The sequence below is a fragment of the Citrobacter sp. Cpo015 genome (genome assembly GCF_030333035.1).
Taxonomy (GTDB): Bacteria; Pseudomonadota; Gammaproteobacteria; order Enterobacterales; family Enterobacteriaceae; genus Citrobacter; species Citrobacter portucalensis.
In genome coordinates, this window is record NZ_JAOWGS010000024.1 from 215,288 (window position 1) to 237,610 (window position 22,323).

Annotated in this window: 14 protein-coding genes, 1 tRNA gene and 1 pseudogene; 3 read left to right on the forward strand and 13 right to left on the reverse strand. The window is 53.9% G+C overall.

Features of this window, described 5'->3' with window-relative positions:
- Positions 1–38: 38 nt before the first annotated feature.
- Positions 39–2,174, reverse strand: a complete 2,136-nt coding sequence (locus OGY67_RS08625) for an ornithine decarboxylase (RefSeq protein WP_286573865.1) — start codon at positions 2,172–2,174, stop codon at positions 39–41.
- A 468-nt stretch (positions 2,175–2,642) separates the two neighbouring features.
- On the opposite strand from OGY67_RS08625, the gene OGY67_RS08630 reads away from it, so the two are divergent.
- The 3 genes from OGY67_RS08630 to OGY67_RS08640 all read left to right on the forward strand — a co-directional run bounded on the left by OGY67_RS08630 (position 2,643) and on the right by OGY67_RS08640 (position 4,946).
- Complete coding sequence (locus tag OGY67_RS08630) at positions 2,643–3,350, forward strand: DUF554 domain-containing protein (protein WP_048215570.1); 708 nt, start codon at positions 2,643–2,645, stop codon at positions 3,348–3,350.
- Positions 3,351–3,455: 105 nt separating this feature from the next.
- Positions 3,456–3,531 (forward strand) — tRNA-Phe (locus OGY67_RS08635).
- A gap of 632 nt (positions 3,532–4,163) precedes the next feature.
- Positions 4,164–4,946 (forward strand): lipoprotein YafT, encoded by a 783-nt coding sequence (locus tag OGY67_RS08640; RefSeq protein ID WP_103284728.1) that lies wholly within the window; start codon positions 4,164–4,166, stop codon positions 4,944–4,946.
- Between the two features lie 228 nt (positions 4,947–5,174).
- On the opposite strand, the gene OGY67_RS08645 is transcribed toward OGY67_RS08640, so the two are convergent.
- The 12 genes and pseudogenes from OGY67_RS08645 to tssF all read right to left on the reverse strand — a co-directional run bounded on the left by OGY67_RS08645 (position 5,175) and on the right by tssF (position 22,323).
- Positions 5,175–5,654 (reverse strand): Hcp family type VI secretion system effector, encoded by a 480-nt coding sequence (locus OGY67_RS08645; protein ID WP_047408701.1) that lies wholly within the window; start codon positions 5,652–5,654, stop codon positions 5,175–5,177.
- Positions 5,566–7,018, reverse strand: a pseudogene (locus tag OGY67_RS08650) (VasL domain-containing protein). The gene OGY67_RS08645 and the pseudogene OGY67_RS08650 overlap by 89 nt, the downstream one beginning before the upstream one ends.
- A 14-nt stretch (positions 7,019–7,032) precedes the next feature.
- The gene (tssM, locus tag OGY67_RS08655; protein WP_474897275.1) at positions 7,033–10,518 is read right to left on the reverse strand and encodes a type VI secretion system membrane subunit TssM; all 3,486 of its coding nucleotides are present in this window, start codon (positions 10,516–10,518) and stop codon (positions 7,033–7,035) included.
- A 51-nt stretch (positions 10,519–10,569) separates the two neighbouring features.
- Positions 10,570–11,991, reverse strand: coding sequence for a type VI secretion system protein TssA (gene tssA, locus OGY67_RS08660; protein WP_457921894.1), 1,422 nt, complete (start codon positions 11,989–11,991; stop codon positions 10,570–10,572).
- Between the two features lie 4 nt (positions 11,992–11,995).
- On the reverse strand, positions 11,996–12,742 hold the full coding sequence (vasI, locus tag OGY67_RS08665) for a type VI secretion system-associated protein VasI (protein WP_103284725.1): 747 nt from the start codon (positions 12,740–12,742) through the stop codon (positions 11,996–11,998).
- Positions 12,739–15,477, reverse strand: coding sequence for a type VI secretion system ATPase TssH (gene tssH, locus OGY67_RS08670; protein WP_103284724.1), 2,739 nt, complete (start codon positions 15,475–15,477; stop codon positions 12,739–12,741). Before tssH ends, vasI begins: the two co-directional genes overlap by 4 nt.
- Positions 15,478–15,488: 11 nt before the next feature.
- Positions 15,489–16,274, reverse strand: a complete 786-nt coding sequence (icmH, locus tag OGY67_RS08675) for a type IVB secretion system protein IcmH/DotU (protein ID WP_374115577.1) — start codon at positions 16,272–16,274, stop codon at positions 15,489–15,491.
- 27 nt (positions 16,275–16,301) lie between these two features.
- The gene (tssK, locus tag OGY67_RS08680; RefSeq protein ID WP_234096508.1) at positions 16,302–17,645 is read right to left on the reverse strand and encodes a type VI secretion system baseplate subunit TssK; all 1,344 of its coding nucleotides are present in this window, start codon (positions 17,643–17,645) and stop codon (positions 16,302–16,304) included.
- Positions 17,646–17,647: 2 nt separating this feature from the next.
- Positions 17,648–18,154 (reverse strand): type VI secretion system lipoprotein TssJ, encoded by a 507-nt coding sequence (tssJ, locus tag OGY67_RS08685; RefSeq protein ID WP_502872200.1) that lies wholly within the window; start codon positions 18,152–18,154, stop codon positions 17,648–17,650.
- 71 nt (positions 18,155–18,225) lie between these two features.
- Positions 18,226–19,452, reverse strand: a complete 1,227-nt coding sequence (tagH, locus tag OGY67_RS08690) for a type VI secretion system-associated FHA domain protein TagH (protein WP_502872201.1) — start codon at positions 19,450–19,452, stop codon at positions 18,226–18,228.
- Positions 19,453–19,480: 28 nt separating this feature from the next.
- On the reverse strand, positions 19,481–20,524 hold the full coding sequence (gene tssG, locus OGY67_RS08695; protein WP_071445502.1) for a type VI secretion system baseplate subunit TssG: 1,044 nt from the start codon (positions 20,522–20,524) through the stop codon (positions 19,481–19,483).
- Positions 20,491–22,323, reverse strand: coding sequence for a type VI secretion system baseplate subunit TssF (gene tssF / locus OGY67_RS08700; RefSeq protein ID WP_103284720.1), 1,833 nt, complete (start codon positions 22,321–22,323; stop codon positions 20,491–20,493). Before tssF ends, tssG begins: the two co-directional genes overlap by 34 nt.

Genomic DNA, 22,323 nt, shown 5'->3' on the forward strand with positions numbered 1-22,323 from the left:
AAAGCGGGTTGCCAAAAGGTAACCCGCTTTTTTTGCGCTTACTTCACCACATATCCATACAGACGCTTAATACCGTCTGCATCCGTTTCACTGTAAACACCTTGCAGCTCCGGCGAGAAGCCTGGCAGCAGGTTTACGCCCTCTTCCAGCGCCAGGAAATATTGCTGTACCGCCCCACCCCATACTTCGCCCGGTACCACGCACAGCACGCCCGGAGGATAAGGCAGCGCACCTTCCGCCGCAATGCGGCCAGCTGCTTCACTAATCCGCACCAGTTCAACATCACCACGGATAAAAGCGCTGTTCGCATCCTGTGGGTTCATCGCCACGGCAGGTAAACTTTCCTGACGGAACATCGCTTTTTGCAGATCTTTCACATCAAAGCTGACGTACAGTGAGTGCATCTCCTGGCACAGTTCACGCAGGGTGAAATCCCGATAGCGTACCGGATACTTATTGAAGATGGTTGGCAGCACATCTGCCAGCGGCGTATCGTCTTCAATATGCTGCTCAAACTGCGCCAGCATCGCCACCAGTTGCGCCAATTTCTCTGCGCTTTCTGCCGGGGTCAGCAGGAACAGAATCGAGTTAAGGTCGCATTTCTCCGGCACGATGCCGTTTTCACGCAGGTAATGCGCCAGAATCGTCGCCGGAATACCAAACTCGGTATATTGCCCGGTTTGTGCGTCAATTCCCGGAGTGGTTAACAGCAGTTTGCAAGGGTCAACGAAATACTGATCGCGCGCGTAGCCGGAAAAACCATGCCATTTAGCACCTGGTTCGAAGCTAAAGAAGCGACGCTCGCTGGCAATCACCTGTGTCAGATAGCTTTCCCACGGTTTGCCATCAACTACCGGGGGAACAAACGGCTGAATCATCTTACAGCGGGTAAGTATCGCTTTACGGGCCTCAATGCCCAGCGTCACACACTCCGCCCACAGCCGACGGCCGCTCTCGCCTTCATGGATTTTGGCGTTAACATCCAGCGCCGCAAACAGCGGGTAAAACGGACTGGTAGAAGCATGCAGCATAAATGCATTATTCAGACGCTTATGCGGGCAGAACCGCGCCTGACCGCGAATATGGTTATCCTTTTTGTGGATCTGCGAGGTTTGCGAGAATCCGGCCTGCTGTTTGTGTACCGACTGGGTGACAAAGATCCCCGGATCGTTAGCATCGAGATCCAACAGCAGCGGTGACCCATCGGCCATCATCGGAATAAATTGTTCGTAGCCGACCCATGCGGAGTCAAACAGGATGTAATCACAGAGATGACCGATCTTGTCGATCACCTGCCGGGCATTGTAGATCGTACCGTCATAGGTGCCGAGCTGAATGATCGCCAGACGGAACGGGCGCGGTTGATCGGCCTTTTGCGGCGCAACCTCGCGAAGTTGCTGGCGCAGATACTCCTCATCAAAGCAGTGCTCGTCAATACCGCCAATAAAGCCAAACGGATTACGCGCCGCTTCCAGATACACCGGCGTCGCACCCGCCTGGATCAGCGCACCGTGGTGGTTCGACTTATGGTTATTACGGTCAAACAGCACCAGATCGCCGCGCGTCAGCAGCGCATTGGTTACTACTTTATTGGCCGCAGAAGTCCCGTTCAGCACAAAGTAGGTTTTATCCGCGTGGAAAACTTTCGCGGCAAATTTCTGCGCATGTTTCGCCGAGCCTTCATGAATCAGCAGATCGCCAAGCTTAACGTCGGCGTTGCACATATCCGCGCGAAACAGATTCTCGCCAAAGAACTCGTAGAAATGGCGCCCCGCGGGATGCTTTTTAAAGAACTCACCGTGTTGATGTCCTGGGCAGGCAAATGTGCTGTTCCCCATCTCGACATACTGAGTCAACGTGTCATAGAACGGCGGCAGCAAATCTTCTTCATACTGACAGGCAGCAGACTCCAGCTCCAGCCAGTCCTGCGCCTGACCGCGAATGACCGCATTCACACCCATCGGCAGATCAACATCCGACTCTGCGAACAGAAACACGGGTATATGAAAACCGGTGCGTTTCAGCAAAGCAAGGATCCCGCTGCGGCTATCCGCAACGGTAATGACGACTGCCGCAACGTCAGTAAAATCAGTACTGTCCAGCGACACCACCTGACGATGGCTGGACAGACGAGAAACCAGTTCTCCACTGGCGGCAATTTTCATTGATTTCATAAGCGCAATAACCCGTTTCGGGAAAATCAAAAGTCCCGGACAAAGCCATATTGCTTTGCCCACGAAATGACAGGTCAAACTGGTTACCAGCCCCGACCGCCAGACATCAGTAAAAGCAGATAGCCTCTGATTTTACTGTTATCCTGCAGTGAGCGTGCGCTGCCCTCACCGCATGGTGGGAGCGTAAAGATAAGTCGCAGGAAGGGGCAAACGTCGCGCAAAAAGGCGATGTTGAAGGCGATGTAGGGGGAGTAATATCATCCCAGGCAGCCCCATTCAGACAGGAGAAAATTCGCGCAATCATGGCACCTTTCACTTTCAGGCGCAAGATAAAATCCGGAGCCTGAACCTCACAGATAAACAAGCAATCCGCCTGTCAATCGCGGCATAATAATGCAATCTGAAAACATATTTTACCCAGAGAATTGCCTTTAGCATCAAGACGATAATGGGTATGCAGGAGCAAACGTGGTAATTGGACCCTTTATTAATGCTGGCGCCATTTTATTTGGTGGTGTTCTCGGCGCACTACTCAGCCAGCATTTACCGGAACGCATTCGTGCCTCCATGACCTCCATATTCGGACTGTGCTCTTTGGGGATTGGTATTTTGCTGGTTATCAAGTGCGCTAACCTACCGGTGATGGTCCTGGCTACGTTAGTCGGTGCATTAATTGGCGAGTTCTGTTATCTGGAAAAAGGGATCAATACCGCGGTTGCCAAAGCGCAGCAGCTTTTCACCCGGTCGGATGCCAACACCACGCACGAATCCTTCATCCAGAGCTATGTGGCCATCATCGTGCTATTTTGCGCCAGTGGTACCGGGATCTTCGGGGCTATACATGAAGGGATGACCGGCGATCCGAATATTTTAATCGCCAAGTCGTTTCTTGATTTCTTCACGGCCATCATCTTCGCCTGTTCATTAGGTATCGCGGTATCGGCAATTTGTGTACCAATGCTGGCAATCCAGTTAACGCTTGCCACCTGCGCGGCAATGATTTTGCCCCTAACGACGCCAGCCATGATGGCCGATTTCAGCGCCGTAGGTGGGCTACTGTTGTTGGCAACCGGTTTACGTATTTGTGGAATCAAAATGTTTGCGGTTGTGAATATGCTTCCTGCCCTTCTGCTGGCAATGCCGCTTTCTGCCGCGTGGACGGCATTTTTTGCCTGAGAATGCGTGCAATAGCAACAATGTGGTGATAGATTGTGCAGTCTGCGTTGATTTGAAGAAATTTCGTTGACGAAACGAAGCGAATCGGTTTTAATGCGCCTCGTTGCCCGGATAGCTCAGTCGGTAGAGCAGGGGATTGAAAATCCCCGTGTCCTTGGTTCGATTCCGAGTCCGGGCACCACTATTTAGAAAAACCAGCCTTAGGGCTGGTTTTTTGCTTTTGGCGAAGCGGACTCTTCATCGAACTTAGCCAACTGCTCACCTCCAATTCGTCTACTCTTATACACAAATTAGATTGGCAGAAGTCGCGTGTAAGCTGCTGGCATCTACCTTTCTCTGCAACACACAAGACCATGGGTGAATCCAGGACGTTGAGACACACCGCCCCCCACCTGTATACCCGAAATCTTAAAATCTGATCCGAAGGAGACGCTTCTTGTCTTACTCTGATGTTGTATATTCCAGAATTTTCATCATTTATTCCCGGCTTAAATTCATTCAGGAGAACAAACCAATATTAGTGTTAAGGCAATAATATAGTTTTACTCCCGAATATTGCATCCCCCTAAAAACTCTTCGTACTGTTATAATTCTCCCAATAATACTGCCAGCCAGCCCCACACGGATAAACTGTACTCTGCAATAGGATTGCATATATTTAAATAATACATACAAAACCATCAATTATTATTTAACCGAATGTTTTAATAAACAGCAATTCTCTTTTTAGGTCTTTATTTCATGTGTATAATTCAGTTTGAGTTTTCAGATAAATAATTGCAGGAAACACCTGACGCCATTGAGGATGCAAATATGAATTCCAGGTCAGCAGTATTTTTATGTACAGCAGTATTTCTGCTAGCTGGCTGCGCGCCACACTCTCCTATTGATGCAAAGAAAGCAGGGGCACGGACAGAGAACGGTGTAAGTAAGACTGCTTCAGCACAGCAACTGACGGACAAGGATATTTTCGGCAATGAAACTACGCTGGCGGTGTCCGAAGAGGAGATCCAGGCTGCGCTGGAAGGGAATGTATTTCGCGTACCTCTGAATTCCCCTGTTATTCTGGTACAGTCCGGTAGCCGAGCACCGGAAGCCATCATGCAGCAGGAAATGAGTCGATATTATACCGTCGCAACCTTCTCCGGTATCCCGGACAGGCAAAAGACCGTGACTTGTAATAAAGATAAAAATAAAGACGAGAGCCAGGATATTGCTGTTGTAGAAAACATGAACTGGATGCAGGCTCTGCGTTATGTCGCCGCGAAAGGTCATCAGAAAGCAATCATCGTTTATCAGGATACATTGCAGTCAGGCAAATATGACGCTGCGACAAAAAACATGGTCTGGTCAGATTATAAAAATGAAAAACTAACCGACAATACATCACTACGTTATCTGGTGCGTTTCACTCTAGTGGACGTGGCAACAGGTGAATGGGCTACCTGGTCGCCGGTCAATTATGAAGATAAAATGCTGCTACCACTGCCAGGGAAAAAAAATGCCGCAGAAGCAACTGCTGAAAAGCAATTTTCGCAGCTTAAGCAAAAAGCCTATGCCTCAATGGTTAAAGACCTGGTGAACCGTTACCAGTAATCCGTCCTGGCTACCGCCGATAATTTGCGGCGGTAGCCATCGATATGAAAATTTCAGGGTGTACGGCTCACCTTTTTTGCTGACAGATAATGCCATTGACCGCGTAGAATATCTATGCGGGGATTAACCAGACAACTTCGACTTTTGCTATAGACCCCAGATATTTTTGCAGACAAGAGCTGCAATGATGATTGGATCGAAATAAATACTCTTCACAATGTATATTCCTCAGAAAAGCCGCTCCTCCCACAAGCTATAGGCGCTGGTTCCAGCAATACAGTGCTCCTGGGTAATACTTTCATAGCTCAGTGACAATGATTCTTCCGGTTGCCCCTGGCTGTTATTAATGGTGTGCGGCACAACATGCTTGATGCTGGCGATACGGGCATTAATCAGCTTCACTTTGTAATACAGTTCATTAATGCCAAAGCGGTTGGTACGATAATACTCAAAATCGCAGGTCAGACACTCATTCTCACTGATGGCTTTAGTCAGTAACGGGGAGGATTTATCCACCGGCTTCTGGATCACCAGCGTCTGATGATTCACATTCTGTGCGCGAGTCAGTGCGTGGGACAAACCCAGCACCATAATCTGATCCGTATGCGTAATCTGCGCTTTATTGCCAATGGAGGCCATGGAAGAACAGCCTGCGGAGATCAGCCCCTGAAGGTCGCCGTTCAATGTCATATAAACCGGATTTGCCATAGTAAACTCCTTTTATTTCGTCGTTATTTTCCGGATTTGATTTCAGTTGTCGCTTCCGGCATTTCGCCGTTTTTCAGCAGCATCCAGCGGCTTAACACGCCGTCCAGTCGCTCATTAATCTGTTTTTCCAGCGCCTGCGTGTTCTGACCCTGTGTCCGAGCGTCATGGTACTGCGTCAGTAATGATTCCAGCGGTGTCTCCTGCCCCAGCCTACGCTCGGCCTGCCAGATGACATTTTTTATATAAGAAAGTGTCAGTCCTTCTTTCTCGCTCTGCATCACAAGGTCAGCAAAGGCGTGTAAATCCTGGCGAGTCTGTAACCAGCCCCGTAGCTGTGGACTGTTCTGTGCTCGAGTTTTCAGGGTTTCACTCCACTGAGCAGAGGCCTGTTGTTGTTGCAGGCTTTCCGGCCAGCGAGTGTCCGCTGTGCGCATCATCTGCATCCCGGTCTCCAGCAGTTGTAATGGCGACGTATCAGGAAGCAGTTGCAACTGTTGTCCGTAACTGTCCAGGTCCGGTGATGTCAGCCAGACCGTTGCCGCGCCCTGTGCCGTATCCCTGACCTGTGCCAGTTGCTGTTGCATCGGGTACACCTGCCACCACCAGAGTACTGCGGCGATAACCGCAGTAGCGGCGATACCGGCCATAAAACCTTTCACCGGACTGCCCTGATCGGCAATACACCCATTATCCGCCAGACCACGGACTTCCACCCTCATCTCCGGCAATTCGGGGAGAGAAGAGAGTGTCTCAGTAACCATGGGCGCATTACTTTCCGGGGCATAGACCAGCGTTCTGACGGTGGCCTGTGGGACAGCATCTGTATTATTCCGGGGTTGCGGCTCCAGCCGTTTGCGCGTGTTCTGTATAAAATAAAGCAGATTCTCCACACGCGGCGGGTGTTTAAGCTCCACCTGCTGGAGTTTGTCACAGATAAGCTGTAAGGCCCGTTCGGTACGGTACAGCAGAGGCAGGTCGCTTTCCGCAAAGGAGGTCTGCTGGCGCAGGATATTTCCGCTACGGGTGTTAAGCCAGTCCAGCATATCAGTACGAGCAGATCCACCCTGCGGCCAGAATTTGTCCCATTCATAGGTAATCATTGCCGCCAGCAGTTCGGCTCCTTCACAAAAACCGACCAACCCCTGCGTGCGGGTACGCGCCAGGGTGTAGTAAGTGACCGTGTGCAAATCCACGCCATTAGCCTTAAAAATTGTCAGCGCCAGCGATTCCACCAGCCTCCAGTTCATTTCCGGCTGAGACGGGTGGCTAGCCTTGTTGATTTCCTCGCGAATAGCGATGAACTCCGGCAGATTACGCGGATCACTGCCAGTGACGATAGTTTGTATGAGTGCGTCGTTGCTCATCCCGGTCTCCTTCCTCAGTACAGCGTGTCCGTTAGCCGGAACTGACTGAACAGTCCACCACTAAACGGGTTGTCTTCAGTATCAGCGTGTATCCGGTAGACCATCGCGCCACTGTCCACGTTAAAGCGCACGCTGAATGTCCCCTCTTCCACGCTGGTTAACTGGCCTGCACCAAATAGCCGGAACTGCGCCCACGGCCCACTGAAACTGATACTTCGCGGTGCCCCACCATTGGTGCTAACCAGCGTCAGTTTGCTTTCATTACCTTCCCGCATGTTGTTCGGCCAGACCAGATGAGCGGTGTAATTACGCCCTTGGCTGTAGTCAATTAATTGCCCGTCCAGATTCAGTACACTGCGGCGCTTATTGCCGGAAAGCGAGACGGTCTCCACCGCAAACTGTGTTCCCAGGCCATTCTGCTTACTGAAGAATATGTCACGGACTTTCTGCGCGGTATCCAGTTGCCGGATGATGTCCTCACGGATAATCACGCCGTCCCCCCCGTCACGACTTAAATCATTCTCAATAAACAGTTTCAGGTTCTGCTGATAAAAGGTATCCAGCACACCGTCCGGTTTAAAGAAACGTTCAAATGCATCCAGCGAGGCATCTTGGGATGAACGTGGATTAAACGGATAGTTATTTGCAAGCTGTTCGTTGAACGGTTTCACCACGTTGTCACGCCAGTCAATTTCCATATAGTGAACCGCTTCCACCATCACCACATGCCAGGCCTGGTCGGCGAGTTTACCCACCCAGCGATTAAGTGGTGCAGGAAGCGTTTTCGCCATCTGGCGGGTAGCAAATATAGGGTCACTGCTGTTCTGGTCAAGGCGGAGCTGAACAGCTTTCAGCGCCGATTTCCCCGGTACCGGCGCATTCTGGATAGCCAGCAGGTAGCGATGCAGTTCCGTTAGCTGCTGATAGACCGCCTGTAAGGTATTTTCCTTGTTATTCTGCACTGCCAGGGTAGCGTTTTCCGGTGCGAACTCATGTCCGAGACGCGTCAGCAGGCGATAATCCGGCTCTGCCTGCATATCTTCTCGCTCTTTATCAGAGAGCTTTTCAGAGAGAATGGCTGGCTGCGTATTATCCCGCAGCGCCGTCAGCGCACGCTGCAACGGCTGATCGCCGCTGATAACCTGCTCCAGTGAGCCGGTCAGTTGTACAATGGATTCATAATCGCGCACATTGAGGTTGTCCATCCCCGCCCGCCAGGTGGCGGTATAGTCGCTGATATACTGCTCGGTCAACTGGCGCTGAATTTCAGCACGATCGGCTTGGCTGTATTTGACACTTTGGGTAAGATTCAACACCCAGGAATCCATCGCTGTCAGTTCTACCAGCGCATCACGTTGCTTCACAAAATAACTTTGCAGGCCATAGCGGGTGAGAAACTGCGGAATCACCAGTTTGTTGTCATCAGGGGCAACGAAGATCTGATCGAACGTCGGACCAATCTGATCGCGCAGGTTCAGATCGGCAGGCAGGACACCAAGCGCCCGTGTTTTCAGACTTTGGTAAACACGCTGGTAAACAGGTAGTTTACTTAACTCTTTCTGTGCAGCCACCACCAGACCGTCATACGGTGTCCAGCGGCTGATGACATCCCCGTCGCCCGCTGTACGCTCTGCGTGCCAGTCGGTGTGCTTCAACGCGTAGTCGAGGTGCGACATCAGTTGCGCCTGGATGTCCTGCTTGCCGTGGAACTCGTCACTCCAGCGCTTCGCCATGTACAGCTTAACCACTTCATGATTACGTCCGCTTTTATCCTCCAGCATTCTCATCACACGCAACACGGCGAGTTTTTCTTCGCTCTCTGGCGGTGCAGCATTCATTTCTTTCACCAGACCGTTAAACAGCGCAGGCAAAAAGCGCTGATCCAACAGTTGCAGATAGGTTTGTTCGACATACGGTCCGACGCGCCGTCCCTGATACAATCCCATATCCGCCAGGCGACTGCGGTCATCCCAGTTTCCATAGGCCAGCGTCGCGTCGCGCACCGGGTTAAGCAGCGGTAGTTGCATATTACCGTAGTCATCAATCCCTTGCGGAGGCGTGATCGCCATAAAGGCTTCCGCCTGTTTCAGCACCTGTACGCCGGAGGCGTAGTTATTATTATAATAATGGTGCCATCCGGTGATGAGCAGTAATGCCGCCACCCCACCCACTGCGGAAAAAGACGTAAGACGGCGACGGCTGTTTATCAGCCAGGTGCGGCTTTCTCCAGCCAGATTTGGCTCCGCCAGCAGCGCTTGTGGAAACAGATTGCGGGTAAAGTAAGATGCGGTATCCACCAGCGGCCAGGCGATCAGTGGACTGCCATCCAGCCGATACTGCCGGGCGGCAGATTGCGTAAAGATGTCATCCATTTGGCCCCGTTGCAGTGACGAAGTGAGGTATACCCCACGCAGCATCACATCCATATTTTCACCGTCCAGCAGGCTGTCGAGCAGGGCGACCAGGTAGTCCCGGCTTCCCTGTATCTGGCGGGAAAAACTGAACAGGGAACTGCGCATATGCGTCTGCAAGAGCATCAGATCCGGCAAGGCATGGTTCATTTGATCGCACCATGTCTGCCAGAAAGCATCCAGCTCCGCGCGCCAGTCCTCGTTTTCATGAGCGCAGCGGGTGAAGGTAACACCCAGAATCGTATCGCGATCTTTTTTGTTCAGTGACTGAAACAGGGCGGCAAAGCCGTGTAACAAATCCAGCCGCGTCAGCACCACGTAAACCGGTAGCTGACAGTGGAGGTGCTGGCGCATATCCTGCAAACGGCTGCGCAGCGTCTGCAACAGATGCTCACGACGGCGTTTGTCAGCCGTCAGCAGGTCAGGTAAGTCGAGAGTGATAATGATCCCGTTCAGCGGCTGGCGGGCACGTTTTTCCACCAGCCAGTCCAGAACGTGCTCCCATAATCGACGGTGCAGGACATCAGCATCCGGCTGTTCACAGAGCGAGCCATCAATATCAAAAATCACCGCCTGTTTTCCGACATGCGGCGTCAGGTACACTCGTTGTTCTGCACCACGAACCGTTTCCGGCGTATAAATGATATCGGACGGAAATCCCTCACGTAACAGTGCGGTTTTACCGCTCCCGGCAGGGCCGATGACCATATACCACGGTAGTTGCCACAGATAACGACGGTTGTCGAGATGGCGTTGCAGGCGCAGTAACCACCAGTCGAGGTAACGCTGTTGCGCATTCAGCTCGACGCTCAGCGGGTCTTGCGCTTCCTTACGTTGTTGTTTTTGTTGTTTCTCAAGCTGTTGCAGGCGCTTCATCACCCGGACGGTGAGCCACCCCAGGGCGATAATCCCCCATGCCGACGTCGCCAGCCAGCGATTGGACAGCGGTTTAAGCCACAGCTCGTCATACAACGACCATGACGGGCCTTTCCACCAGATCCACACCAGCAGGAAAACCCATGCCAGCACCAGCAGCCAGAACGCGGAGACCTTAAACCGTGGCATCGCGGGTCGCAAAACTGATTTCATGCCACTAAACAGTCGGGGGGTCGGTATTCTCACAAAAACTCCTGTTATCTCTTACTGTTCTGCCGTGAACTTCTGTTCAAGCTGCTCAAGTAGTGATGGTTCCCACTCTGCCAGCACTATTCGCAAGCCGGTGTTGAACAGCATCCGAAACTGTTGCTGCGCCATTTTTGCCATTCCAGCATCGTCCATCAGTTGTGCGCCAAAATACTGACGATAAAACTGGTCACGGGGGGAACCTTCGGGCAGCGTATCCAGATACCGTAATGCAGCCTCCAGCCCCTGTTCAGTAAAACAGGCCAAGGCGTTCTGCCATTCCTCGCCGGATTGCTGTGCTGATACGGGCTGAGCGGAGGACGGCGAGGCGGTCATCCACTGTTTTGTCTGACTGCTGATAAAGGGCGTATGGTCGTTAAACAGCAGAGTGGAAAGCTGGGGCAAACGGGTAAGAAAACCGATAGCTTCTTCATGGATAGCCTCTGCCACGGCGGTGTAGCCCAGCCGCTGCGCAACCTGCGCTGAAAGGTAATGACCGTCAAACCAGTAGGGCGCCAGAAGTGCGCTTTTCTCTACCTGTTGCCACAGCGTCATGTCGGCATTGTTCAGACGCGCATGAAAATCATCCATCATATCGGCAGGGAACGCGGCCAGCGGTGTGCGTCCGTTACTTTCAGCCTGCGGCGCGGAGGTAATTGCCAGCCACAGCGCATGGCGACGCAGACGGTAGCCAAGCGGCACGTCCGGCTGGCGTTCGCATAAAATGGCAGCGACTTTCAGCAACGTATCGCGCCAGGCTTTGTCGTCATGGCTGTCAATATTCATCACCGGTGCGGGGGCTACCGAAGATGGCGCAGGTGCAGATGCGACCGGCACAGTAGAAAGCGGTACAGAAGCGACGGCAGATTGTGCTGCAACGGGCGTTTCGGCAGGTTCGCTGTCGCGAAATGCCCGCATGTACAGCGCAGCAACATCATCCGTTGCCTGCGCCAGTTCAGTCGCGTTATTGTCCTGCCACAGTAGCGCCAGTTTTGCCAGTTCACCCAACAACAGATCGCGCTGCGTCGCAGCAGCATTCTCTGCAAAACCGGAAATGCCCGCCTCAAAACGCTTTATGACCTGGGCGGCAAAACGTTTTTTATGCGCCATTCCCGGTGCTGCCACCGTCCAGTAATGCTCCACGTAAAGCGCCAGCAAACGCAGCGCCAGCAGCGGATCACCGGCGTGCTGCAGGGTACGTAAAAGATGGGTCAGCAGGCGAAAATCCTTGCTTTTAGAGGCCAGGAGCGTCAACCCCCGGCGCTGAATTTCCGGGATATCAAGCTGGCTGTGAGCCAGAGAGCCGAGTTTAAGCATGTCGCCGTCAATATATTCCCAGTCAGGATTATCATCTTTCAGCACAGAGGTCAGTTTGTCTTCCGGCAGATTTTCCAGCAGATGCGATATCCAGATATCCGGGTTACGTAAGTCCATTACCATTTTATTATTCTCCCGCCCAGTGACAGGCATCGCGCAGCGGCGCGATGGTTTTCGCCAGCCCGTCAATATTAAAGGTCAGTTTCCCGGCCGCACTGTCCGTGCCCGTGTCGATGGTCAGCGTTTTTGCACCAAAAAGCTGTTTAATTTCGTCGATTCCGGATAATCCCCGGCTGGACTCCAGCAGGGTGCCGTTTTCACGGATAAACCAGCGAGACTGAAAGCGCCCGTGATCAGTAGTCAGCGTCACGGCGATATCACTGGACGTCATGGAATGTGTCAGCGCCACCTGCATCCGGCTGATGTTGTCCACGCAACTGAACATCAGTACCGGACGCGGCGGGACGTTGCCGATAGCGGGCGTGGTGATAATCACCGTCGGATGTTCTCCGTCGCTTTGCGTTATCATCAATGCGGTGGAGTTGTCCGGACGCTGTTTTTCCTGAGCAAAAGCCCGTTTCCAGGCCTCACCTTCATAACGGGCCTTTACCAGCGCGCCATCAAAACTGGATTGCCCCGGAGCCAAAATATGGTCATAGCAGTCGAGTCGTTCCAGCGCCGCAGGCTCCTGGCGACAGGACTGCATCGCTTTCAGCGTGGCCTGTGTATCCGGCTCGGGGGATGTGGTGCTGCTCAGCGCGGCCACGACGCCGGGTACGGGTGGCGTTTTCGCGAACGAAATACCCGCAGACAATCCCGCCAGCAGGCCAGCCATCAGCAGTCCGGTTTGCCGGAGCGTCTGCATTCTGCTCATAAAACAGCTTCGTCCTCTGTTTTGGTTTCGGGCTGAGTATCCTCATCCGGCACATCTTCAATGTCAGCAGTAAATGCGCCGTCCACTACGTCCAGCGTAATGCAGGCAATGGCGATGCTCGCCGCCATTTTCTGCAACAGCAACAGGGACAGTGGCGGCAGCATCTCGCCGTCGATAACCGATTCCAGCATTCGCGCACCGTTTTCGGCGCGGGTGACGCGCTGCATGATTTCGTCAGTGACAGCCGATGCAATCACCACTTCCGCGTTAAAGCGGGTTCGCAGCACGTTATCCAGCCTTGCCAGCTTCCCGGCGATAATGACCGAGAGCGTTTCTTTAGATAACGGCAGGTAAGGCACCACTTCCATACGAGCCAGCAGCGCGGGTTTGAAGAAGTCCGCCAGCACCGGGTACAGCGCGTCCTGCATTAATTCCAGATTGTCGGCATGTTCGACAATCACCTGGTATCCGAGGTTAGACGTCAGGAAAAAGACGATATTTTTGCAGTCGATCAACCGGCCTTCACCATCGGCCATCTCGCCCTTGTCGAACGCCTGGTAAAAAAGATTGAGCACATCTGGGTGCGCTTTTTCCACCTCGTCAAGCAGCACCACAGAGTAGGGATTCTGGCGAATCGCTTCGGTCAGTACGCCACCCTCACCGTAGCCGACATAGCCCGGAGGGGAGCCAATCAGGCGCGAAACGGTGTGTTTCTCCTGGAATTCCGACATATTGATGGTGGTGAGGTACTGGCGACCGCCATAAAGCAGTTCTGCCAGCTGTAGTACGGTTTCGGTTTTACCCACGCCGCTGGGACCAGCCAGCAGGAATGCGCCAAGCGGTCGTCCCGGACGGCGCAGATCGGCGCGGGCGGTCAACAGGTGTTTATGCAGGTGCCTGATCGCCAGATCCTGGCCTTTTATGGTCTCACCCAGCCACTGAGGTAAGTCAGTAATCACTGACATTTCGTTTTGCGACAGGCGGTTAAGCGGCACGCCAGTCCATTCGGCAATCACGGCGGCAATCTGTTTTTTATCGACGTGCGGGGAAATCAGCAGTTGCGTATGGTGCAACGCCTCCAGTTCAGCAGTTAACTGCACGAGACGAACAGCAGGAGGGATTTCAGGTTCCGCGCCCGTCTGCTCGGCCTCGGGTTCATCCGTTGATACGACGTTATCGTCAGCGTCCGGTAGCGTGATGTCTTCACTGCTGCTGGCGTCGGTTTCTTCCAGCAACCCTTTACGCAGCGAGATAATTTCCTGGACCAGCGCCTGCTGCTGGTGCCATGCCGCTTCCAGTTCATCCAGTTCGGTCAACGTTTCGTCATACTGGACGATAACTTCAGTCAGTCGTGAGGTATCCGACCGCAGGCCGATGCGGATTTCACGCTCAAGCTGGCGCATTTCCGCCTCGCACTGGTGACGCAGGGTGGTCAGCGCCGAAATTTGCTTCGGCGGCGACGAGAGGTTAATCGCCACGCGGGCACAGGCTGTGTCCAGTACGTCGATGGCTTTATCCGGCAACTGACGACCAGAGAGGTAACGCTCGCTTAACGTCGCCGCTGCCTGTAAGGCTTCATCATCAATCAATACGCCGTGCGATTGCTCATATACCGCCGACAGACCGCGCAGAATAATAGTCGCTTCTGCAGCCGTGGGTTCACTGACTTTCACCAGTTGGAAACGGCGCGACAGGGCGGCGTCTTTCTCGAAATATTTTTTGTACTCACTCCAGGTGGTGGCGGCGATGGTTTTCAGCTCGCCGCGTGCCAGCGCCGGTTTGAGCAGGTTAGAGATATCCAGCCCGCCCTGTTGATTCCCCGCGCCAATCAGCGTATGGGCTTCGTCGATAAACAGAATGACGGGGTTGGGTGACTGAATGACTTCTGCCATCAGCCCCTTAAAACGCTTCTCGAACTCACCCTTAACGGATGCGCCCGCCTGCAATGCGCCAAGATCGAGCGTCATAATATCGGTATCGCGCAACTTGTCCGGCACCAGGCCTGCGACAATACGAAGCGCCAGTCCTTCAATGAGCGCACTCTTACCGACGCCCGCCTCACCGACCACGACCGGGTTATTTTTGCGGCGACGGCAGAGAATATCGATCATCAGGTCGATTTCATTATCGCGGCACAGGACCGGATCGAGTTTGCCGTTACGGGCGTCTGCGGTCATGTTTTTGGCGTAGCGGCCAAGCAGGCTGTCGCCGGTATCGTTTTTAGTACTGACGGTCCGCCCGCCAGCATCCGGTACGACTGACTCCGCCGACTCGCGCGTCCACTCAGCAAAGTCCTGTTGCAGGCGATCGCGGTTGATGCCGATGAGCAACCGGGCAGCGGCAGACGGGACATAGCGTAGCGGCGAATGCAGCAGAGCCAGCAGCAGTGTTCCACCGCGCAGCTCGCTATGCTGCATCTCGGCAGAGGCCAGCAGCCAGCCCTCTTTCAGCCACTCGACCAGCATCGGCGAAAATGCCGGGTAGCTGTCTGTCGCTCGCGACGTCGTGTAATTTTCCACCTTCAGTGCCTGGCGAAGCGCATTTGTATCAATTTCTGCCCGGTCAGCAATCACCCTCACGTCACTGCGCACCGCTGCCAGCATCTGCAACAGCACATGTGCCACGGTGATTTCCATTGCCTGCTGGCTCATACACTCTGCTGCCGCCGCCTCCAGCGCCTGGCGGGAAAACGGGTTAAGATGCTTAACCAGAGAGGCCAGATTAATCTGGATCATATGTCGTGTCCTTACCTGGCAAGCAGCCGGTTCAGTTGATGCAGAATATCCTGCGTCTGGCTGTCCAGCCGCAGCAGATAAAAGAAATAAAACAGCGCCAGCACGACGATGCCGCCGCAGAGAATATGTCGGATGGTCAATCGTTTGATAAGCTGATAGCGTCCGCCCTGCGTTTTTTTATCCTGATGCAGCAGCGGAAAAGGCGCATCGCCACGAAGCTGATGCAAAACGTGATGCAGGCGGCGATATATCTGTTCAAACTCCCCTTGATCCTGCGCAGCCACCCTGTAGCGCCCGCGAAACCCCAGCGAAAAGCACAGAAATAAAAACTCAAGCAGATCCTGATAGCGCTTTGGCTCACGAATCAAGCGCTCCAGCAGGATGAACACTTTTTCACCGCCCCAGGCTTCGTTATGGAAATGCACAAGTAACGACTGTTTGATCCATTCGTTTTTGTTCGACCAGCCGTTCCCCAGTGCAGCTTCATCAATAAAGGTGCAGAGAACATAACGAAACGAGACAATCACGCCCGGCTCGTAGCCCTGTTCCTGTAGCAGTTGCTCCACAGCCTGAACGTCCGTCACCACCTGCGCAAAAAGGTGTTCCGGCATACTCTGGCTGTTCATCCCGTCCACGCGCATCACCATCCCCAGCAGGGGTGTGGCGGCGTCAATCATCGGGTTTATGCTGTTGCCGCGCAGAGCCAATCGGTACTGGCGACCAGAGAGACTTTCGTCCGCGAGCTGCGGCGCAGTATTGACCTTTCCCGACGGGTTCCCTGTGGTCAGACTGTCAATGGACGGAACGAACGACTCATTCATGGTTTAACCCCTTATCGCCCACAACTGTATCCCCAGATCCGGAAAGGTGCCGGAAATATGCAGCGCCAGCGCACCGGCTTTCACCACGTCCAGCCAGGCAGCAGCACCTTTGTCCAGCTCGAAGTAAACAAAACCGTCGTGGTACGGTAACTGGCGCGGGGCGGCAGTTCGCGGCGTCAGCGGTACACCTGGTACCTGCACACTGACCATATCGCGGATTTTGTTGGTGGCCGCGATTTTTGACTGCTGGGTAAACTGGTGAATAAGCTGGCTGTGCGGCATCCGTGAGCGCACCGCCAGAATGAATGTGCCGGAGCGCAACAGGGTCGGATCGTTAACCGTGGCAACATAAAACCCGTCAGAGAAGACGAGTGGCAGATTCTGCGCACGCGGCATCAGTACGGTGTTGAGCGCCCGGCGCAGCTCCGGGATTACGGAATTAAACGACTGCGTAAGATTACGGTGGTCGTAGGGCTCCACCGGACAGGGCAGACGACTGTCTTCCGTAAAGGTCATCAGTTCCCCCAGTAAGCGGACCAGATCCAGATAAAACGTTTCCGGGTGCAGGGTGTGTAGGTGGGTACGATGAGTAAAGTGCATCTGGCTGCGGTTAAGCATCTGCAACATCATGAACTCAGCCACATCTGCGATACCGCTCTGCTCCGGCGAACCGATACGTTTTGCCAGCTCGCTGGCGCGGTTGCTGAGAAGCCCCTGCACATCGCCAGCAAATCCGTTCAGCACGGGGCTTACGCGGATGGCCTGACTGGTCGGGATAAAGCTGTCATCCAGCACCAGTGCGCCACCGGATTGCTGGCTGCGGATACGGCACAGCGGCAGCGTGACCATGGCGCTGAGATCGTCCGCGCCGCTGACGATTTTCGGTGCCAGTTGTCCCAGCACGATAGGCTGCACGTCGCCATCATCGGAATGCAAATCGCGGGTATCGGCCTGGGTCAGGCGGTAACGCTCTGTTCCCTGCCCAGCACTCCGGCGACCTTCGATTTCACAGGTGATATCACTGATAACGGGCAATGCCAGATAAATGTCATTGCTGCCGGATCGGGAGAGATCGAGCGGCTGGTACGGCAGAGGGAGTTGATCCTGCTCCGGAATGCTGAACACCGTGCCATCCGGCATACAACCCGTCGCGTAGTCCAGCATCAGTTTCCCCTGGGCAAGCAGCTCGGTATTGATCGACAACGAGGTGAATCCCCAGGCAAAATCATCCTGCGCACTCATACGCTGGTTCAGCAAATATTCCTGATGACGCTGCTGCTGCTGGAAGTGCTGCGGCAGGGCAAACAGACCTTCCTGCCAGATCACCCTGTTTTTCATGGTCGCCATTCTCAGTTGTCCTCTTTCTTCATTTCGATACTGCCCTGTCGTACATGCACCAGCAGACGGTAGTGATGACCCGCCCCTTCTACTGGTTCGATTTGCTTCCACTCAGTGGCCTGGTCATCAGAGAAGTACGCTACCACACCAATGAACTGCGTTTTTTCATCCAGTTTCACTGGCGGCAACGTTTTTATGGTATCCGGCAGCAGGTTAAAGTCCTGGTGGTCGATATAATTTTTCCCCAGCACCTCCGGCAGCGGCGTGCTGGCAACCATGTCGTAGTCAGCCGCCTGCAACTTCGAGTCATCGCTCATATAAATCAGTTGCACATCGACCGCAGCCGCCTCACTGTCCGCATTGATATTCGTGTCAGGCTCGGTCAGTAACGTGACCGTTACCTCCGATGACTGATCTGCCAGTTTCCCGACCTGAACATCCGGGTTCTTAATCACCTGGCCGAGCTTTTTCACCATTTCGCAGCCTGTCAGGGTGAGGCTGAAAAGCAACATCACCATGCAGAAACGAAAAAAACGTCCTGTCATGCTTCCGGCTCCCGCTGTTTTTCGCGCAGTACCCGGTCATACACCTAGGCATAGACTTCGTTAAACAGCATTTCAAAACCCTGCTGGCGGCTGGAGGCCAGTTCGTCGTAGTAATCGCAGTACATTTGCCAGGAACCGGCATCATCCAGCGGCTTTCGCAGTTCATGGCTGCGCCGGTACTGCACAAAGCGACGCATCAGGCTCTGCGGCGAGAACGCATCCAGCAACACGCGCAGCGATTCGACAATCGCGGCGCGGTTGGCTTCTTCGTGATGACGGATATTGCGCAGACTCTCACCAACGGCAGCGGGTGCAGCCAGATGCACTGGACTTTTGCCTTCGGCAAACATCACGTCAAGGGCGGTGGTATAGTCCATATTCAGGCGCAGCGGGTTATCTTCCAGCGGGCGCAGATGCTTGTCCGACAGACTGTTGCGGCGCTGTTGTAGCTCAAGCAGACCTTTTATCGCCGCCTGCAACGTCCGCCCTGCTTCTTCCAGAAAATCATCGGCATCCTGTGAGTTACGCACGGCAAGCGAGCCGCCCAGCCCACGCAACAGCGGGGTCACGGCAAGATGGAGCTGGGCAGTATCTGTCGGTGATGCCGCATCCTCGTAGCGAGTCTGTTGATCGGAATACCGCGGCGGTAAATCCATAAACGGGGTGTCGATCACGCCATCCCTGTCAGGAACAGAAGAGCGGACAGGGACAACCCCCGCAAGCGGATCGCCTGCCACTGTCAGACTTTCCATCTGGAGTGCTTGAAGCGGATCGGCGGAAAAGCTGTTGACCACGGTATCCGCAAGCTGGTGCATTCGGGGCATGCCCGGATACGCAGGCTGACCGTTCGTCGTCAGCAGCGCGTCTGCCAGGCGGTCACGGTTGGTGACGATGGTTTCCGGTGCCGCCATCTGTTCGCTGTAGCTGACCAGCTGTCCATTGTGGATAAATACCTTCAGCGCCAGCGCCCCCAGAACGACCTCATCGCCCTGCCGCAGGCGCACCAGCCCGGTCTCCGTGGACATCGGTGCCAGGTTAATCATCAGCCCCGATACCAGGCTTTTCAGACAAAATGTGCCGTCATGCATCACCACCTGACAGGCGCGTTCGGCAACAGAACCCGCCCTGTCCTGCACCGGCCAGTGGCAGGTGGATGCGTTGCCAATTTCCCCGCCATCGGCGGTAAACAGACATTTTGCGGCGCGTCCGCTCTCCAGTTCGTTACCGTTCATCACCTGTAGCGTCAGTGAGAGTACGGGAGCGTGCGTTATTTCCTCAGCCATTTGCGTTTCCATTAAATTAATCCCTAATATGGAGGGTGACGGTTGGCGGCATTTTCGGCTGGCCGATAAACGCCGTGCGTCCGATACAGGATCGAGAGCGATCGCCCAGCCGCATTCCCTTCGCCTGGTCCGGTGCGAGATCAAGCCGCAGATCCCAGGCGAACTGATCGCGTAGCAGAAAGGAGACAAACATCGTCAGCGCCTGGTGGTTTTCGCCTTCCGGTAAAAAAGAGAGGTAGCGCGCCATCGAGAGATTACCGATCCGCAACAGAAATTTTCCACTGCGATCCGGCACTCTGGCACCGAGGGTAAAATTAACGCCGATCACCGAGCGGCCCGGCACATACCCGGCCGTTTTCCGTTTAGGATTACGCACGCCCAGCCGGTTTTGTTGCGCGGGTTCAAGGACTACCTTACGCAACTGCCAATTTTCGATGCTGACATCAGGTAAATCGAAGCAGTGGCTGACCAGGTTACTTACCACGTCCGGCGAGCGCCCAGGTGTTGCCAGTATCCCGGCGTAGGCCAGCATTTTGCTGTGATTGATGGCGAGTTTGTCTCGCACGCTTTGATTGCCCAGGCCCACCAGCGCATACATCCGCTGTGAAAAGACATCAGTTCCACCGTTGCGAAAACAGACGTAATAGCGGTATTTGCGCCAGGCATGGTAAGCAAACTGCGTCCAGCGGTGGCTGAACAGATCGAGGAACGCTTTCAGCCCCTCTTCATTTTGCGCAGATTCGCGCGCCATCCGATCCAGGTAATAGCCGGGCAGCGGCGACTGACTGCCGGAGAAGCCCAGGAATTTTGTCGTCAGGATAAACTGCCCGCTGTCACTGCGTTCAAGCGTACTCAGATCGCTGCCCGGAAAGGCAATACTGGCATCAGATTTGAACAGCGCCACTTCATGCTCCGGTTCGGTGCGCAGGGATGGTTCACAGCCCGGCTCACCATACTGGCGGTACAGTGACTCCATCAGCACATAAAAATTCATCCCGCGCACATCCGGGAGCGGTAGCGTTTCCCCTACATCAGGGCGTGCTGGCCTGTGTGTTGCCATTCCCAGGACTCCTGACTTTCCGTGTTAATAATTTTGAGACAGTGAAATGAGTTGATGCTGGCGTACAGCGCAAAAAAGTATGACAGTACGGTACCCAACAGGTAGATCTCGCCTTCACAGACAAAGGGGGCGGGATTGATCCACAGCGTGGTGGACAGACCGCGAACCGGGACGCCTTTAAACAGACGGTCAACCGGGCGGGATTCCATTTTTTCGATGGCATCGAGCTTCTGTGAGGAAAGCCGTGCCTGCTGTGGATGGTGGATACCTGGCATATCGAAGGTACGCAACACCTGGATCAGCGCCTCCCGGTCCAACAGCGAAAGGTAGTTCAGGTTCATGCAGGAAATCAGCGACCAGTGCATATCGCCATCCGTTACTGGATACAGAGGACGGGTCGGGCGCGTAACGTTGCTGAACGATGCCACCGCTGGATTTTTGTTAACAGGAACGCAGATATCGCCGGTATGCAGTGACGCAGGTAACATTCGGTTAGTGCACACCAGCGAAGCGGTGAATACTTCACCGTTCAGTCGGGAAGGGTCGGGCTGATTGCCATCGGCGTGAACAAAGGCAATGGCGTGTTCCAGACCACGATGAAACAGGGAGGTTCTGGTGCGGTGGTGCCAGTAGACAACTTCACGCTGACGGCTGAACTCGATCTGATGCTGAAACCCTTCAAACTCAGGCCAGATATGTATTGCTTCATCAGGACCGGGAGTTTTATCCGACGCTGCAACCTTACTGGAAACCGTCTTCACCTGGAAAACATCATAGTGTTCCGGGTTCTGTTGACTGGCCCGTAACGCATATTGCGGTGAACTGTCGTCCGGCCTGACAGGCTCAGAATGGTGAGCGAATAAATTCACCACCGGCGTACAGTACAGGCGCAGTGAATCTTTGCGAAGCTTGATATCCACAGGTAATGGCAGATTAAAATGCAAACGCAGTGTAAACGCGCCGACCGGGAAGTCTGCCGGTAGCGACGTGGCCCCCTGTAAATGAAAGAAGAAAAAGCTCTCCGGGTAGCAAAAATACTCCTGAAGCACGCGATAGCCACTATGGACGTTTTTCGGCCACGGCAATAGTGCATCTTCCCGTTTAAACCCAGCTGCGTTCAGCCACAAATCCGGTAGGGGAATACGCCGCTCTCCAGCCACCAGTTCCGCATCCATTAACCGCTCACTGAACCATAAATAGAGTTGCTGGCGGGTATAGTCATCTCCGTTTCCCAGCCAGAAAGTAAGTTTATTCAGATCCAATGTGTCGGGAGAAACACTACCTTCGGTGAAAAAATCAATGTCAACGTACCCTTTTTTCAGCGTGCTGGTGTTACGCACATCGCGAATATGTAACGGTTGCAGCCAGGTATCGCGTGCCAGAGTAAAATGGCATACAGGAGACTGGGTAGCATCATCCCCGGCCAGAATCTTACGTCCCGAAGACGTCACGCGAACCGGGCCTGAGCAAATCAGTTCATCACGACAAACCTGAACGGGCGCAGAAAACTGTGTCGCAACAGGGTTGTATTCAACCACGGCCATTGACGGCACAGGACGTAAATAATTGGGCCACAGCATATTAATCAGGCTGTGCGTAAACTCCGGGAACTCATCCTCCAGCTTTTGCCGCAGGCCACCAGAAAGGAAAGCAAATGCCTCCATCAGGCGTTCCACATCAGGATCGCCCTCTTTCTCGGCCAGAAAACGGGCAAGATGGGGTTTTTCACGACCAAGAAGTTTGCCCAGTTGACGCAGATAGTCCAGTTCTTCGCGGTAATAACGCTCTTCGAAGGCCAT

What these genes read in the sequence shown, in the direction of transcription:
- OGY67_RS08625 (WP_286573865.1), bottom strand. Translation starts at nt 2,174, where the DNA reads ATGAAATCAATGAAAATTGCCGCCAGTGGAGAACTGGTTTCTCGTCTG.
- OGY67_RS08640 (WP_103284728.1), top strand. Translation starts at nt 4,164, where the DNA reads ATGAATTCCAGGTCAGCAGTATTTTTATGTACAGCAGTATTTCTGCTA.
- OGY67_RS08645 (WP_047408701.1), bottom strand. Translation starts at nt 5,654, where the DNA reads ATGGCAAATCCGGTTTATATGACATTGAACGGCGACCTTCAGGGGCTG.
- tssM (WP_474897275.1), bottom strand. Translation starts at nt 10,518, where the DNA reads ATGAAATCAGTTTTGCGACCCGCGATGCCACGGTTTAAGGTCTCCGCG.
- tssA (WP_457921894.1), bottom strand. Translation starts at nt 11,991, where the DNA reads ATGGTAATGGACTTACGTAACCCGGATATCTGGATATCGCATCTGCTG.
- vasI (WP_103284725.1), bottom strand. Translation starts at nt 12,742, where the DNA reads ATGAGCAGAATGCAGACGCTCCGGCAAACCGGACTGCTGATGGCTGGC.
- tssH (WP_103284724.1), bottom strand. Translation starts at nt 15,477, where the DNA reads ATGATCCAGATTAATCTGGCCTCTCTGGTTAAGCATCTTAACCCGTTT.
- tssK (WP_234096508.1), bottom strand. Translation starts at nt 17,645, where the DNA reads ATGGCGACCATGAAAAACAGGGTGATCTGGCAGGAAGGTCTGTTTGCC.
- tssJ (WP_502872200.1), bottom strand. Translation starts at nt 18,154, where the DNA reads ATGGTGATGTTGCTTTTCAGCCTCACCCTGACAGGCTGCGAAATGGTG.
- tssG (WP_071445502.1), bottom strand. Translation starts at nt 20,524, where the DNA reads ATGGCAACACACAGGCCAGCACGCCCTGATGTAGGGGAAACGCTACCG.
- tssF (WP_103284720.1), bottom strand. Translation starts at nt 22,323, where the DNA reads ATGGCCTTCGAAGAGCGTTATTACCGCGAAGAACTGGACTATCTGCGT.